The sequence below is a fragment of the Pseudomonas sp. Leaf58 genome (assembly GCF_003627215.1).
In the GTDB taxonomy this organism is placed as follows: domain Bacteria; phylum Pseudomonadota; class Gammaproteobacteria; order Pseudomonadales; family Pseudomonadaceae; genus Aquipseudomonas.
On record NZ_CP032677.1, the window covers coordinates 305,338 to 318,882 of the forward strand.

The 13,545-nt window shown below is 58.5% G+C and carries 13 protein-coding genes and 1 pseudogene; 4 read left to right on the forward strand and 10 right to left on the reverse strand.

What is annotated here, in order from left to right:
* The first annotated feature begins 48 nt into the window (after positions 1-48).
* Complete coding sequence (gene moaA, locus DV532_RS01315) at positions 49-1,038, forward strand: GTP 3',8-cyclase MoaA (protein WP_056805874.1); 990 nt, start codon at positions 49-51, stop codon at positions 1,036-1,038.
* A gap of 45 nt (positions 1,039-1,083) precedes the next feature.
* On the opposite strand, the gene DV532_RS01320 is transcribed toward moaA, so the two are convergent.
* The 7 genes from DV532_RS01320 to DV532_RS01350 all read right to left on the reverse strand — a co-directional run bounded on the left by DV532_RS01320 (position 1,084) and on the right by DV532_RS01350 (position 8,677).
* Positions 1,084-2,091 (reverse strand): Ldh family oxidoreductase, encoded by a 1,008-nt coding sequence (locus tag DV532_RS01320; protein ID WP_056805871.1) that lies wholly within the window; start codon positions 2,089-2,091, stop codon positions 1,084-1,086.
* Positions 2,092-2,194: 103 nt separating this feature from the next.
* Positions 2,195-3,028: an ABC transporter substrate-binding protein gene (locus DV532_RS01325; RefSeq protein WP_056805869.1), complete on the reverse strand. Its 834-nt coding sequence runs from the start codon at positions 3,026-3,028 to the stop codon at positions 2,195-2,197.
* Positions 3,029-3,086: 58 nt separating this feature from the next.
* Complete coding sequence (locus tag DV532_RS01330) at positions 3,087-3,746, reverse strand: amino acid ABC transporter permease (protein WP_056805866.1); 660 nt, start codon at positions 3,744-3,746, stop codon at positions 3,087-3,089.
* Positions 3,743-4,384, reverse strand: coding sequence for an amino acid ABC transporter permease (locus DV532_RS01335; RefSeq protein ID WP_056805864.1), 642 nt, complete (start codon positions 4,382-4,384; stop codon positions 3,743-3,745). The genes DV532_RS01330 and DV532_RS01335 overlap by 4 nt, the downstream gene beginning before the upstream one ends.
* Positions 4,384-5,193 (reverse strand): amino acid ABC transporter ATP-binding protein, encoded by an 810-nt coding sequence (locus DV532_RS01340; RefSeq protein ID WP_056805861.1) that lies wholly within the window; start codon positions 5,191-5,193, stop codon positions 4,384-4,386. The genes DV532_RS01335 and DV532_RS01340 overlap by 1 nt, the downstream gene beginning before the upstream one ends.
* Before the next feature lie 13 nt (positions 5,194-5,206).
* Positions 5,207-6,514, reverse strand: a complete 1,308-nt coding sequence (locus DV532_RS01345; protein ID WP_056805859.1) for a Xaa-Pro peptidase family protein — start codon at positions 6,512-6,514, stop codon at positions 5,207-5,209.
* A 126-nt stretch (positions 6,515-6,640) separates the two neighbouring features.
* The gene (locus tag DV532_RS01350; RefSeq protein ID WP_056805856.1) at positions 6,641-8,677 is read right to left on the reverse strand and encodes an NADH:flavin oxidoreductase; all 2,037 of its coding nucleotides are present in this window, start codon (positions 8,675-8,677) and stop codon (positions 6,641-6,643) included.
* A 125-nt stretch (positions 8,678-8,802) separates the two neighbouring features.
* On the opposite strand from DV532_RS01350, the gene DV532_RS01355 reads away from it, so the two are divergent.
* The 3 genes and pseudogenes from DV532_RS01355 to DV532_RS01365 all read left to right on the forward strand — a co-directional run bounded on the left by DV532_RS01355 (position 8,803) and on the right by DV532_RS01365 (position 10,205).
* Positions 8,803-9,450, forward strand: a complete 648-nt coding sequence (locus tag DV532_RS01355; protein ID WP_056805853.1) for a TetR/AcrR family transcriptional regulator — start codon at positions 8,803-8,805, stop codon at positions 9,448-9,450.
* Positions 9,451-9,676: 226 nt separating this feature from the next.
* On the forward strand, positions 9,677-9,916 hold the full coding sequence (locus tag DV532_RS01360) for a type II toxin-antitoxin system RelB/DinJ family antitoxin (RefSeq protein WP_056805850.1): 240 nt from the start codon (positions 9,677-9,679) through the stop codon (positions 9,914-9,916).
* Positions 9,906-10,205, forward strand: a pseudogene (locus DV532_RS01365) (type II toxin-antitoxin system RelE/ParE family toxin). Before DV532_RS01360 ends, DV532_RS01365 begins: the two are co-directional and overlap by 11 nt.
* 317 nt (positions 10,206-10,522) lie before the next feature.
* Here DV532_RS01365 and DV532_RS01370 read toward each other — a convergent pair.
* The 3 genes from DV532_RS01370 to DV532_RS01380 form a co-directional block, all read right to left on the reverse strand.
* Positions 10,523-10,831, reverse strand: a complete 309-nt coding sequence (locus DV532_RS01370; protein ID WP_120715286.1) for a hypothetical protein — start codon at positions 10,829-10,831, stop codon at positions 10,523-10,525.
* Between the two features lie 758 nt (positions 10,832-11,589).
* Positions 11,590-12,816 (reverse strand): type II toxin-antitoxin system HipA family toxin, encoded by a 1,227-nt coding sequence (locus DV532_RS01375; protein WP_056805844.1) that lies wholly within the window; start codon positions 12,814-12,816, stop codon positions 11,590-11,592.
* Positions 12,816-13,139, reverse strand: coding sequence for a helix-turn-helix domain-containing protein (locus DV532_RS01380; RefSeq protein WP_056805841.1), 324 nt, complete (start codon positions 13,137-13,139; stop codon positions 12,816-12,818). Before DV532_RS01380 ends, DV532_RS01375 begins: the two co-directional genes overlap by 1 nt.
* Positions 13,140-13,545: the final 406 nt, after the last annotated feature.

The window sequence follows — 13,545 nt, forward strand, 5'->3', positions numbered from 1 at the left end:
TAATGTAGCAGCGGGCTTGCCCGCCAATGGGCCATCAGGAATACCCATATGACCACCCCACTGCTCGACGGCTGCGGCCGCAAAATCGACTACCTGCGCATTTCGGTCACCGATCGCTGCGACTTCCGCTGCATCTACTGCATGGCCGAAACCATGCAGTTCCTCCCGCGCCAGCAAGTGCTGACGCTGGAGGAAATCGAACGCACAGCCCGCCTGTTCGTCGGCCAGGGCGTGCGCAAGATCCGCCTCACCGGCGGCGAGCCGCTGGTGCGGCCCGGCATCGTCGGCCTTTGCCAGCGCATCGCCGCCATGCCCGGCCTGCGCGAACTGGTCATGACCACCAACGGCTCGCAATTGCCCAAGCTGGCCCAGCCACTGGCCGACGCAGGCGTAAAACGCCTCAACATCAGCCTCGACACCCTCGACCCGAAGCGCTTTCGCAGCATCACCCGCAGCGGTGAGCTCGGCCGCGTGCTGCGCGGCATCGAGGCCGCCCGCAAGGCCGGTTTCGCTGCCATCAAGCTCAACGTCGTGGCCCTGCATGGGCGCAACGCCGACGAAGTCCCGGCCCTGGTCGACTTCGCCATTGCCCACGGCCTGGACATCAGCTTCATCGAAGAAATGCCCTTGGGCGACGTCGGCCGCTCACGCCCCGAAAGCTACTGCTCCAGTGCTTGGGTGCGCGAACGCCTTGCCGAACGCTACACGCTCATCGACAGCGCCGAGCAAAGCGGTGGCCCGGCGCGTTACGTGCGGGTCAGTGGCCACCCCGGCACCCGCATCGGTTTCATTTCACCTATCAGCCAGCACTTCTGCGACACCTGCAACCGCGTGCGCATGACCGCCGAGGGTCGCCTGCTGCTGTGCCTGGGCCACGAGCACTCGCTAGACCTGCGTGGCCTGCTGCGGCGCTACCCCGGGGAAGACGCCCCGGTGCTCGACGCCATACGCCAGGCCCTGCAACACAAGCCGGCGCGCCACACCTTCGGCAGTGACGACGTGCAGCTACTGCGCTTCATGAATGCCAGCGGTGGCTGAAACACGTGGCTCGCTGCTGTGGCCGGCGGTGGCGAAGGGTTTTACCTATTCCAGCTGCGCCTTGAATGCGTCGTACGCCGATAACGGCAGGCGGATGCCCTCGCGGAGCGCACGGGCGTAGGCTTGTTCTTTGGCCTTGCCCGGCAGGTAAACGCCCAAGGCTTCAAGCCGCGTCATCTGCTCGCCCAGGCGTGAGGCAAAGCACTCGTCCAGCAACCTGGGGGCAATGCCAATCACCAGCATGCCAGCCCCTGGGGATTCGCTGCCGGCACGGAAATCTGCTGCATCCAATGACCAATTGGCCCCCGTCAGACCCGCCGCGAGCACCTCGACCATCAACGCGATGTTGGCGCCGCGACCGCCGCCAAATGCCAGCAACGTGCCGTGCAGAGCCTCCCGCGCACTGCGGGTTTCATTGCCTTGTGCATCAACTGCCCAGCCTGCCGGTATCGCCTCCCCCGCTTCAGCGGCCCGCAGCAGGTTTACGTAGGCAGTGGCGCTGCTGGCTTGGTCAATTGCCAGTAAACGCCCGTCAGCACTGGCGGCAGCAAAGGCGATGGGGTTGGTGGAGTACAGCGGTCGGCTCTGGCCCGCTACGGTGAGCAGCGGTGAGCCATTGGTGAACGCCAACGCCACCAGCCCTTCGCGCGCCAGGCGACGGGTGTAATAGCCCAGCTCGCCACAGGTGAACGCGTTGAACTGCGCAAACAGGGCGATACCCAGTTGATGCGCATTGCTGCACAGCGCTGGGAAAGCGCGATCAAACCCCAGTTGCGCGATGCCTTGGGCCGCGTCGCAGCGGACCATGGCCGGCGCGACCTGGGTCACGATGGGTTCGGCAGCCATGGCGATTCGGCCGCAGGCAAAGCCGCTGAGGTAGTCAGGCAAATGGCCGAAACCAACTTCGTGTTGGCCATGGGCCTGGGCGGATACCGTGGCGTTGGCAAGCGCCGAGGCTACGGCGTAGCTGGTGCCGTGGGCCAGGCAGAGCTGTTGGGCCAAGGTGGTGGCAGCGGTCAGAGACAAGCGCTTGTTGGGTTTGTCATCGTCCATGGTGGCGTCAGTGTTCTCGGGTTGTAGGTGTGCCGCAGCTTGTGCACCTGCAGGAGCGGCGAAAGCCGCTCCAACAAGATTTGGCGGATTCAGTTGTTACGCTTTACTGAATCATCCTCGGCTCACCCACCTGCGCCGCCTCGCGGGCCAGGCCAAACTGGGCAAGGATTTCAGCGATTTCCCCCGAGGCATGCAAGGCCTGGATGTTGTTGCCCAGTGCTTCGCCCAAGGCAGTGTTGGCCTTGGTGTACGGGAAGGCGCTTTGCCCAGGCTCAAGCGTGGCCTTGACCCGTTGGTCGGGCTCGGACACCTTGATGCTCTTGCCGGGGTACGCGCCCTTTTGCTGCGCAGAAACCCCCACCGCAAAGCTGTCCGCACCAACCTGGATGCGCTTGGACGCCAGGTCTTGGGCCATGGCCACCGGGTTCGGGTAGAGCACCAGATTATCGCCAAAGGCCTTCTTCAAATCGTCCACCCACAGGTAGCCTTGCACGGTGCCGATGCGCTTGCCGTCCAGTTCGGAGATCTTCGAGTAACCCTCATCCGAAATAATCCCCATCACGTCCAGGTACAACGGGGCCGACAAGCCCAACGCCTTGCTGCGCTCGGCCGTGCGGTACCAGTCACCGATGCCGACATCGGCGCGCTTTGCTACCACCGCCTGCACCACCGCTGCGGTGTCCACCACCATGGTCTTGACCTTCAGGCATTCGCGTTCGGCGATGCGCTTGATAATCTCGCCATCGACGCCGCTCAACTGGTTGTTCGGCCCCGGTATCGAGTAAGGCGGGAAGACATAAGCCGCCACGGTCAGCACGCCCGGCGTAATGGTTTCAAACTGGTTCGCCGGGGTGCATTCGGCCAGGGCGTACGGCGCGCCGGCCAGGGTCGAACACAACAACATCCAACGGGTAAAGCGTTTGAATGAGCGGGTCATGACGTCACCTTTGCAATAAGAGAGCAGCAGCCGAAAACGGCGTGAGTGGCATTTGTTGTTAGGGCTGGCTGGGTGCCAGTCTTTTTTCCAGCGCTGCCACGCCCAGGGTCGCCGGAGCACAGACAGCGGCATACATCAAACCGGCCAGGATCAGCACTGGCATGTATTCAAACGTGGAGGAACCAATGGAGGACGCCCGGCTGACAATTTCTGGCAGGGCGATGGTGAAACACAGCGACGAAGCTTGGAACATCATGATCGAGAACCCCAGCAACGACGGCAGCGCTACCCGCAAGGCCTGAGGCAGGATCACAAAACGCAGGGCGTCGAACCGGTTGAGGCCGATGACCTCTGCAGCCTCGGTTTGCCCTGGGGCCACCGCCTCGATACCACCGCGAATGATTTCACTGGTGTAGGCCGCCGTGCAGTACGCCATGGCCAACACCGCAGCCCAGAACGAGGTCAAAGTGAGGTTGACGCTGGGCAAGCCAAAGTAAAAATACTGCAGCAGGATTAACACCGGCGCCCCGCGCCCCAACTCCACAATGACCAAAGATGGGTAACGTACCCAGCGGCTCGGGGCCGAGACGCTAAGCGCCAGCACCAGCCCGAAGACAATACCCAGGCCCAGGCTCACCGCCGTGACCTGCATCGACAGCACAAAGCCTTTCCACAACTCCGGCAGCCATTGCGCCCACATCGTCAGCAGTTCGCTCATCGGGCAATCCTCTGTTTCAACGTGGCCGAGAGCCAACGGGAGAACAAGGCCACCGGCACGCTGAGCACCAGGTAAACCAGCGCCGCTGTGCTGTACACGCTCAGGCCCTGAAAGGTTTGTTGTGAAACCTGATAGGCCTGGAAGCTGACATCGCCAACGCCAATGGTCGAGGCCACCGCCGAATCCTTAAGCAGGCCAATGGCGTAGGTGGCGGAGGTGGGGATGGCGATGCGCACCAACTGCGGCAACACCACATCGAAAAACCGTTGCGATGCCGACAGGTTAAGCACATAGGCGGCTTCGAATTGCCCGGGGGGAATCGCCGCAAACGCACCGCGGTACACCTCGGACATGTGCGCTGCGGTAATCAGCCCCAAGCCAACCACTGCCGCGGTAAACGGCGACAGGCTGATATAGCCGCCACCGATGCCAAAGAAGATGAAAAACAACCAGACAATCGGCGGAATGGAGCGCAGGGTCAGCACCAGCATCGCCGCCAGAAAACGCAGGGGCTTGACCTTGGACAGGCGCAGGGCGCAAATCGGAAAGCCCAGCACCACACCGACGCAGAAGGCGAGCACGGTGACCGCAATGGTCCACGGCACACCGTTCAACAGCATCATCAGGATGTCTTGCATTAGCGATTCCTCACGGCCTGGAGGAACTGGACCACCCGTTCATGCTCGGGCTGGCGCATCACTTGCTGGCTCGGGCCCTGCTCGATGATTCGCCCCTCGGCCATCACCACCACGCGGTCGGACACGGTTTCGGCAAAGTGCATTTCGTGGGTTACGACGATCATCGACATGCCTTCGCTGGCAAGCTCTTTCATCACCGCCAGCACCTCCAAGCCCAGCTCGGGGTCCAGCGCCGAGGTTGGCTCATCGAACAGCATCAGTTCAGGGTCCAATGCCAGGGCGCGGGCGATAGCGATCCGTTGCTGCTGGCCACCGGAGCAGCGCGCCGGGTAATGCTGGGCCTTGTCGGCCAAGCCGACGCGTTCGAGCAGCTGCATGGAGCGGGCATCGGCTTCTTTGGCGCTGCGGCCCAAGGTACGGATTTGCGCCAGGCTGACATTGCGCAGCACGGTCAGGTGCGGAAACAGATTAAACGACTGGAACACCATGCCAATGCGCCGGCGCAGCTTCAGCAGCTCTGCACGGGGCAAGCTTTGGCCGGCTTCGATGTGCACGCCATCCATACTCACCCGGCCCTGGGTGGGCGGCTCCAGCTGATTGATACAACGCAGCAAGGTGCTCTTGCCCGAACCACTTGGCCCAATAATGGCCACCACCTCGCCCTTGCGCATTTCAAAACACACATCGTGCAGCACGGGGTAGGGGCCAAACTGTTTATGAATGCCCTCCAGGCGCAAGAACGGTTCGGCGCTGGCCGCAGGGCGCGGCACCAAGGCGGGCGCGGTTTCGATCACGGTGATACTGCTCATGGTTTTGCTCCAGCTATCGATCGCCGTCGACTAAGGGCGTGCGCGAAAGTTTTATCGGCCCATTGGCGCTGATCAGCACCTGTTCTTCAAGCTTCACCCCTTCGCCACCGCCTTGTTCACCGATGTAACTTTCCACCGACACCACCATGTTTTCCTCGAACAGGCCGTCGTAACCCCACTCGGCGAAATCCACGGCGTAGGCGACGCTGGGGTACTCGTCGACCAAGCCGACGCCATGCAGCATCATCATGTAGCGGTTGTGCTCAAAGCGCTTGGGCACCGGCCAGCAGTGTTCGGCAAACTCGCGAAACGACAGGCCCGGGCGCAGCAGCTCGACGTTGTGGTTGATCTGCTGCGAGGCGATTTCCAGCAAGTCGCGCTGGGCCGTTGTCGGCGCCTTGCCGGGGCAGACGAAGCTGCGAGAAATATCCGAAAGGTAACCACCGGGCCCGACCATGTCGGTGTCAAAACACACCATCTCACCGGCTTGGATGACCTTGTCGGTGGCGTCTTGGAACCACGGGTTGGTGCGCGGCCCGGAGCTGAGCAAGCGGCTTTCGGCCCATTCCCCGCCGTGCGCGACATTCGTCCCGTGCATGATGCTCCACAGCTGGTTTTCAGTGACCCCCGGCACCAGGCTGGCGCGCATCCGGGCTATCGCCAGATCGCACACGCCCATGGACACCTGGTGGCTGGCGACCTCTTCCGCCGACTTGATCAAGCGTGCCTGCTCCATCAACGGCTGCGCATCGAACAGCTCAATGCCCTTCTGGGTCAGGCGCTGCGCGCCCCAAGGGTCACAACGGTCCACCGCCAAGCGGCGGTTGCCGCCACCATGGCGAGCCATCAGCTCCGCCACCTCCTGGGCCCAGCGCTCGGCTTTTTCCTGCACGCGGGGGCCGGCCAGAAAATACAGCCAGGGAATCGCCGGGCGAATTTCATCGATGGCTTCGACGTGCTCGCTGTTGTGCCGGCTGCTGGTGAACTCGAACAACACCACCGGGCCGTCGGTGGCCACGAATACATAGCGGCTGGGCGAATGCATCACCCACAAACCGAGGTTGTTGGTGTCGGTGGCATAGCGAATGTTGATCGGGTCGGCCAACAGAATGCCGGCGTAATCGTGGGCGCGCAGTTGCTCGCGAATACGCCCCAGGCGGTAGTGACGCAGGGCTTTGCGGTCGATGGCGGTATACGCATCGAGTAACGCCGTGTCGACCGGCGCCAGGGCATGGTCAGTGACCTTGGCATCGCTGCGAAAGTGCAGGTCACGTTCGGTTAACGCAGTGAGCAGCTCAATGGAATCAGAACCCGTATGCATGCAACAACCTCCGCTGGGAAGAGTTTGATGTTCATCAAATTCAATCAGGCCAACTGTCGGGGCAGTAACTAAAGGCTTCTAAATCAGGTGACGGCTGTCTTTATTGTTGTGGGTGAAACACCGCAGCTACAGGTCCTTAACCAGCCGCAGGGCATCGTAGATGGCTGCATGGGTATTGCGCGACGCCACGGCATCACCAATGCGGAACAACTGGAAGCGCCCTTCGGGGTTGCTCGCAACGGTTTGCGGCTTGCCGACAATCAGGTCCATGTACTCCACGGCGCCTTCGTTGCTGGCTAAGGGTTTGAGTTCGAAATACAGCTCGTCCAGCGGCCGGGTGCCGTGGTTGACCACCACCTGATCCACCAGGCGGGTTTTAGTCAGGTCGCTGTAATCGGTGCCGATCGTAGCCAGCAATTGGTCGCCTTGTTGCACCACCGCCTTGAGCCGGTAGGTGACGGTAAAGGTGGTGTCCAGCTGCTGCAACGAGCGCATGTAGGGCACCAGGTTCATGCCCATGACTTCTGGCGCGAACGAGCGGTCGGGGGTCATGATTTCAGTCTTGGCGCCACTGCGGGCGATGAATTCGGCGGCTTGCAGGCCGGCATGGTCGCCTGCATCGTCGTACACCAGCACATTGCGCCCAGGCTTCACGTCGCCAGAAATAATGTCCCAGCTTGAAACCAGCAATTGATTGCCATGTTCCAGTACTTCGGTGTGCGGCATGCCGCCGGTCGCCACGATCACCACGTCGGCATTTTCATCCAGAACCATCGCGGTGTCGGCCCAGGTGTTGAAGTGGAACTTCACGCCAAGGCGCTCGCATTGCGCCATGCGCCAATCGATGATGCTGATCATTTCTTTGCGCCGCTCGGACTGTGCGGTCAGGCGAATTTGCCCACCGGGTTTGTCCGCCAGCTCATACACCACCACCTCGTGGCCGCGCTCGCCTGCCACCCGTGCCGCTTCCAGTCCACCCGGGCCGGCGCCGACAATTACCACTTTGCGCTGCTTGGCCGCCTTGGGTATTTCATGCGGCATGGTGGTTTCACGCCCGGTCGCGGCGTTGTGAATGCAGTAGGCAGCACCGGCGTTGTAAATACGGTCCAGGCAATAGTTGGCGCCCACGCAAGGGCGAATATCGTCTTCCCGGCCTTCGATGATCTTGCGCACGATGTGCGGGTCGGTCATGTGCGCGCGGGTCATGCCGACCATGTCGACCAAGCCCGAGGCAATCGCATGCCGCGCGGTGGCCACGTCGGGAATTTTTGCTGCATGGAAGGTCGGGAAGTCGGTCAGCGCTTTGATTTCGCCGGCAAAGTCCAGGTGCGGGGCATTGCGCATGCCCTGGATCGGGATGATATCGGTCAGCCCGGCGTCGGTGGCGATGTTGCCGCGAATCACATTAAGGAAGTCGATCATGCCACTGTCTTTCAACAGCTGGGAAATCTGCAAGCCTTCCTCTTTTTGCAGGCCGCCAGCGAGCACTTCGTCGCCGGTGTAGCGAATGCCGACGATAAACTCCGGGCCCACGCGTTGGCGAATGGCCGTGAGCACATCGAAGGTAAAGCGCAGGCGGTTTTGCAGCGAGCCGCCGTATGGCCCGTCCAGTTCGTTGGTCAGTGGCGACCAAAACTGGTCCATCAAATGGCCGTAAGCTTGCAGTTCGATGCCGTCCAGGCCAGCGGCTTTCATGCGTTCGGCGGCATCGGCGTAGTCGCGAATGATGCGGTCGATGTCCCAGTGTTCCAGCTGCTTGGGGAAGGCGCGGTGGGCGGGTTCTTGATTGTGCGAGGGCGACACCACCGGTAGCCAGTCGCCTTTGTCCCAGCGGGTACGCCGGCCCAGGTGAGTGAGCTGGATCATCACCGCCGCACCGTGTTCGTGGCACTCGTCGGTGAGGTCTTTCATCCAGCCGACCACTTCGTCCTTGTAGGCCAGAATGTTGTTGAACACCGGCGGGCTGTCACGCGAGATCGCGGCGGAGCCAGCAGTCATGGTCAGCGCGACACCGGCTTTGGCACGTTCAACGTGGTAGGCCCGGTAAAGCTTTTTCGGCATCCCGTCTTCGGGGTAAGCGGGCTCGTGGGAGGTGGTCATGATGCGGTTGCGCAGGGTCAAATGCTTGAGGCGATAAGGCTGAAGTAGCGGATCGTTTTTCATATCGGTCTCGCAAACAGGTCATCAGGCACGGCAACAATAGGCCGCTGTGTACACAGGTGTCAACGCTCTTGACGCTAGTGTACAGTTGACCACGAAAAGCGAATTTACACAGGGAAGCAATGCCCATGAAAGCATCCACCTCAACGGCGGAACCGGCAGGCCGAGGCTCACTGGAAGGCTGGCTGAATGCGGCCTATGAAAGTTTGACTGAGTCAGGCGTCGATGCCGTGCGGGTTATGCCGCTGGCGAAAAAACTGAATCTGTCGCGCACCAGCTTCTACTGGTTTTTCGAGGACCGCGATGCCTTGCTGGCGGCCTTGATCGAGCAATGGAAAAACAAGAACACCTACAACCTGGTGACCAAATCCCAGGCCTATGCCGAGTCCATCACCGAGGCGATTCTTAACGTCTTCGACTGCTGGCTGAACAGCGAATTGTTCGACTCGCAGTTCGAGTTCGCCATGCGCAGTTGGGCGCTGCAGTCACCGGAAGTGGCGCAGGAAATCGGCCAGGCGGATGCGCAGCGCGTTGAGGCGTTGCGGCAAATGTTCGACCGGTTTGGCTTTGAGCACGATGCTGCGATTACTCGCGCTCGGACGATCTATTTGACGCAAATTGGCTACATCAGCATGAAAACCCGCGAGCCGTTGGCTCAGCGTATGCGTTATATCTCTGAGTATCTGAAGATTTTTACCGGTAGGGAGCCGGAAGAGCGTGAGCTGGAGCGTTTTTATCAGCGCAATGGTTTTAGTGGGGCTGATTTGAAGGGTTGAAGAAGATTTGAGGGAATTCCAAGGGGGGAGGGCGGCTCGCTGGAGCGTGTGAACGCTGTGCAACGATAGCTTCACGATGAGGTGCGTGAGGGGCGGCCTTTATTTGTGGAATCGAATCGGTGTGCAGCGGCTTTGTCCTTCGTCGGCTTGTGCTCCTAAGCCACTTGTCTGGTGCCCGGAATTACGTCACCGTAAAGACAATTGTCATTACAGTGAGCAAGCCATCATGGCATCCATCAATGTTCGTATCGACGACGATCTCAAAATCCGAGCCTATCGTGAGCTTGAGCGGTTGGGTGTTACGCCCTCCGAGCTTATGCGCCAAGCATTGCAGTACGTCGCCGAGCGCGGGCAGCTGCCTTTTAAACCTGTCCTCTTGACCAATGAGGATGAGGCGCTGCTAGCGACCGTTCGCGAGCGCCTTGCCGACCCTCAGCGAGTGAAAGTTACTCTGGATGACCTATAGCCTTGAGTTCGATGCGCGAGCGCTGAAGGAATGGCAAAAGCTGGGGGATACGGTCCGGCAGCAACTCAAGTAAAAACTCGTCTCGGTTTTGCTGAATCCGAGGGTCGAAGCGAACCGGCTGCATAGCTTGCCGGACTGCTACAAAATCAAGCTGCGCAGTAGCGGCTACCGATTGATCTACCAGGTGATCGATCAGGAGGTTGTTGTTTTTCTGGTAGCGGTGGATAAGCGCGAGCGAGAACAGGCTTATCGCAAGGCGGCAGAGCGAGTGGTAGGTAAAACGTCATAACGAACAAACTGCCAAAGGGTGGGTTGTGGTGGCCTTGGAGGTATTCGTTGGTATGCAGCGGAGCTAGATGCGGCACCAGACGTACGGTGGTTGGCAGTGAGGTCCCAATTTTCGCGGTACTGGAATTCGGTGGATTTTTCGACGTGGCCCAGGGAGTGCTCCTTTCAAGAGCAGCCCCATATCGATTACTTTACTCACGCCTAGATCCCATCTGAGCGGCGACCAAATTGATCTGATTGGGCGCCGCAATCGTGCCTGAATAGCCAATCGCCGAACATGGCTTCCCTGTCACGCACTTGATGAAGATACTTGCGGGATTAGCGGTTGAGGATTTCGCTAATTTCTACAAGTTTCTTGCCATTGCTTTTGGTCAGATCGTACATCTCTGTGATCAGCGTCTGGATTTCATCAATCAGCTCGGAACGTTCGGCTTTGGTAGGCGATTCGCGAAGGGAATTCAGACGGTTTGTGATAATCCGTTTCTTTCCTAGCAAGCTGTAGTCCTTAACGTTTGCATAGATTTCCCAGTAGTCGTAACGGGGATATTTGCTGGCAATTTCCGAAATGTTCATACCGCCTTCCAGCAGTTGGTTCATCTCCGTCAGCTCATGTTTCTCGATAGTCATCAGCGTTTTTCGTCCATGTGCAGGCAAGGCGGGTGCTCGCCAGTATGAATGAAGGATAACCAATGAGTCTGTTAGATGGCTATCTTTTTGCCATTATGCGTTTTGATTTCCAGCGAGCGGTCTTGGGGGCGGAGGCGGTAGGTGCTCGGCAGATTCTCGGGCTTGGCGCCGGTAGATTTAGCAGATGCGGTCATCGCTAAGGTCAAGTTCCGAGCAAAAAAACTCGCCTTTTGCACGTCTGCTAAAAGCAGGACCCTACCCGTTGGGTAGGACGTGTGGCGAGTGTTGCGCTCGGGTCAATCAGGACTGCTGGAACCGTCAACCAAAAATGCTGGGTGGTTACCTACAGAACAAAAAGGCCCACCTTTCGGTGAGTCTTTTTGATACTGCGTATGGTGCGGCACCAGGAGTCGAAAATTTTAATAACTATATGATTTATAATTTTTTTATTTTGTTTTGTGCGGCTCTCTATCTCTAAAACTATCCTTTTGGATTCGCCCAATTTTTCATAGAGGCAAGCAATGCCAAGCTACGATCCATTGCCCTCGAGGCATAGCAGCCTGTCATGCTGACAAGGAGCCATTGCTCCTTTTTAATCGACAGCAAGCGGCTCAAAGCTGTAGGTGCGAAAAGGTAGCTATCCGTTACAAGTGACGTTCAAATCTGTCGATTCAAGCTGGGGCAACTGACGAAGGTGGTGCTCGACGATAAAGCAAGCACCAATACCAAGATTTCAATCGAGGACTTCGCAGCCTATCCTAAGCCAGCAATCTCTCGCTGCTTGTTGCATCCACCGCCGCATCCAGCTCAGCCCCAGCCAAATGCTCTGCGTAGTGCTGCTTCAGTTCCGACTCCCAAGAAGCGACCTGATCCAATATGCCTACCGCCTCATCTTTCGTCAGTGCGAAATGCTTATGTTGGCTAAGCAGGTTATCTCGACTTAGAAGGGTACCGTTTATACCAACATGCATCGACAGCCCTTGTGCAGGCCCCTCTCCCAGTACGGGAAGAACGTCATACATAGGCGAGAGGCGCCAAGCCCCTTCCTGCCAGATCACAGCGTGGTTGCGAGGATGATCGTCACTGTTCCCTACGAGAGCGTTGTAGGCCATTCGCCTGTAAAGCTCTTGCCTATCAGAGTCTGGCGCGCCTCTGCGATACAGCTCATCGGCGAGCGCCGCATAGATCCAACCGTCGTTGCGCTGCGCGTGCCATTCGGCATCGAGAAGAGTTAAGCCACTCATCATTGGGATGCGCCGAAACCTTGCATCAGTCTCTGACCATTTTCGGTCAAATCGCTCCACAAGTAGCGTGTTGCCTTTTTCACCTTGATGGAGCGCAGTTCGGGCGACATTCATCCCCTTAGTAGCCGCAAAGGTCATGCAGGCATACTCAAATTTCGGCAGGTCGTAGTGATCAAATTTATCGCGAGGCTTAGCAAGAATCAGCTTGTGATCAAAGCGGTATGTGCGCTTGGGCCTGGCACCACCAACAGCTGAGCGCTGATCCCGTATTCTTAAAGCCTCCAACTGCTCAGCGCTCAGCTGGCTGTCATAGATCGCAGCGCAAATATCTATGAAGTGGTCGAGCCCTTTGGCTTCAAGCATTTTCATAGGCCTTTCGCCTGTACCCGGCCTCGGTGTGCGAGCTTCGCCAGCCATAATATTTCCGGCGCGATCTTCGTTAGGAGATAACAACAGCAGCTGGATAGGTGTGAGTTCTCCCTTTTGGGTGCGGCGCAGCAATCGTTCTCCCCAGCCATCTGGCATCGCATCATCAATGAACCCGGGAACGCCGCCATTCTTTTGTACCTGAATGGGTCGAGTGGAGAGCGGATATCGTATTGGATCAGGCACCCAACCCTTGGCATCCACGATCTCCGGCGCATAGACGAAGGTTCCCGTGCGGCCAGAAAGGGTCAGCTTACCCAGCGTCACAGTCTCACCCGTTTCCGGACACTCCATGTAAATGTAAGCGTGCGGCATTAGAAGTCCTCCGCGTTGCTGCGCGGCAGTTTTACGCGCTTGGTGGTGTTGGTTTCTAAAGAGTTGAGATCAAGCGCAGGGTCATCGATCAGTGCTTGGAAAACCCGGTCAGAGATCCCCACGGTAAATAGCGCGAGCATGAAATCGCGCAACGAAACACCTTCAGCCTTCCCCCCCTCGAGGTGACGAATAGCTCGGAGAGAAATTCCAGCTAGCTCTGCAAGGTCAGCCTGCCGTATCCCCATGCGCAGACGAGCTTCCTTCATCAGAAGGCCTATACGGTAAAGCACAGAGGTGCTTTGAACAGGGAAAAAGTCTTTCATAAGGTAGCACCTAGCGACATCCTAGAGAGTATAAGATATCACTAATCGCACACTAAAAAATCTTTGAGAGATATTAAAGTGTCACGATATGATACCTTATGTGAGATAAGGTTTCATTAAACGATATCTTAATAATAGGGTAGAACCAGCGCGGGTAAGTCAAATCTCGCGTCTTGGCGGTAATTTTTCTCCAGTTTGGCACTACCCCCGCCAGGCAGCCTTCTGCTGCGACTGGCTGCTTCTGGCCGATTTCTGTCGGCGTGCCCATCAGGATCAGGTCCTCACCTTTTAGTACTCGCTTTACAAGCGCGACTTAGTTGTTGCGCTTGCTGAGGCTGGTGGAGGTTCAATGGACCGCATGACCTTGCCCTTAAGCCTAGGCTAGGGTTCACTGGGCTCGCAGGCG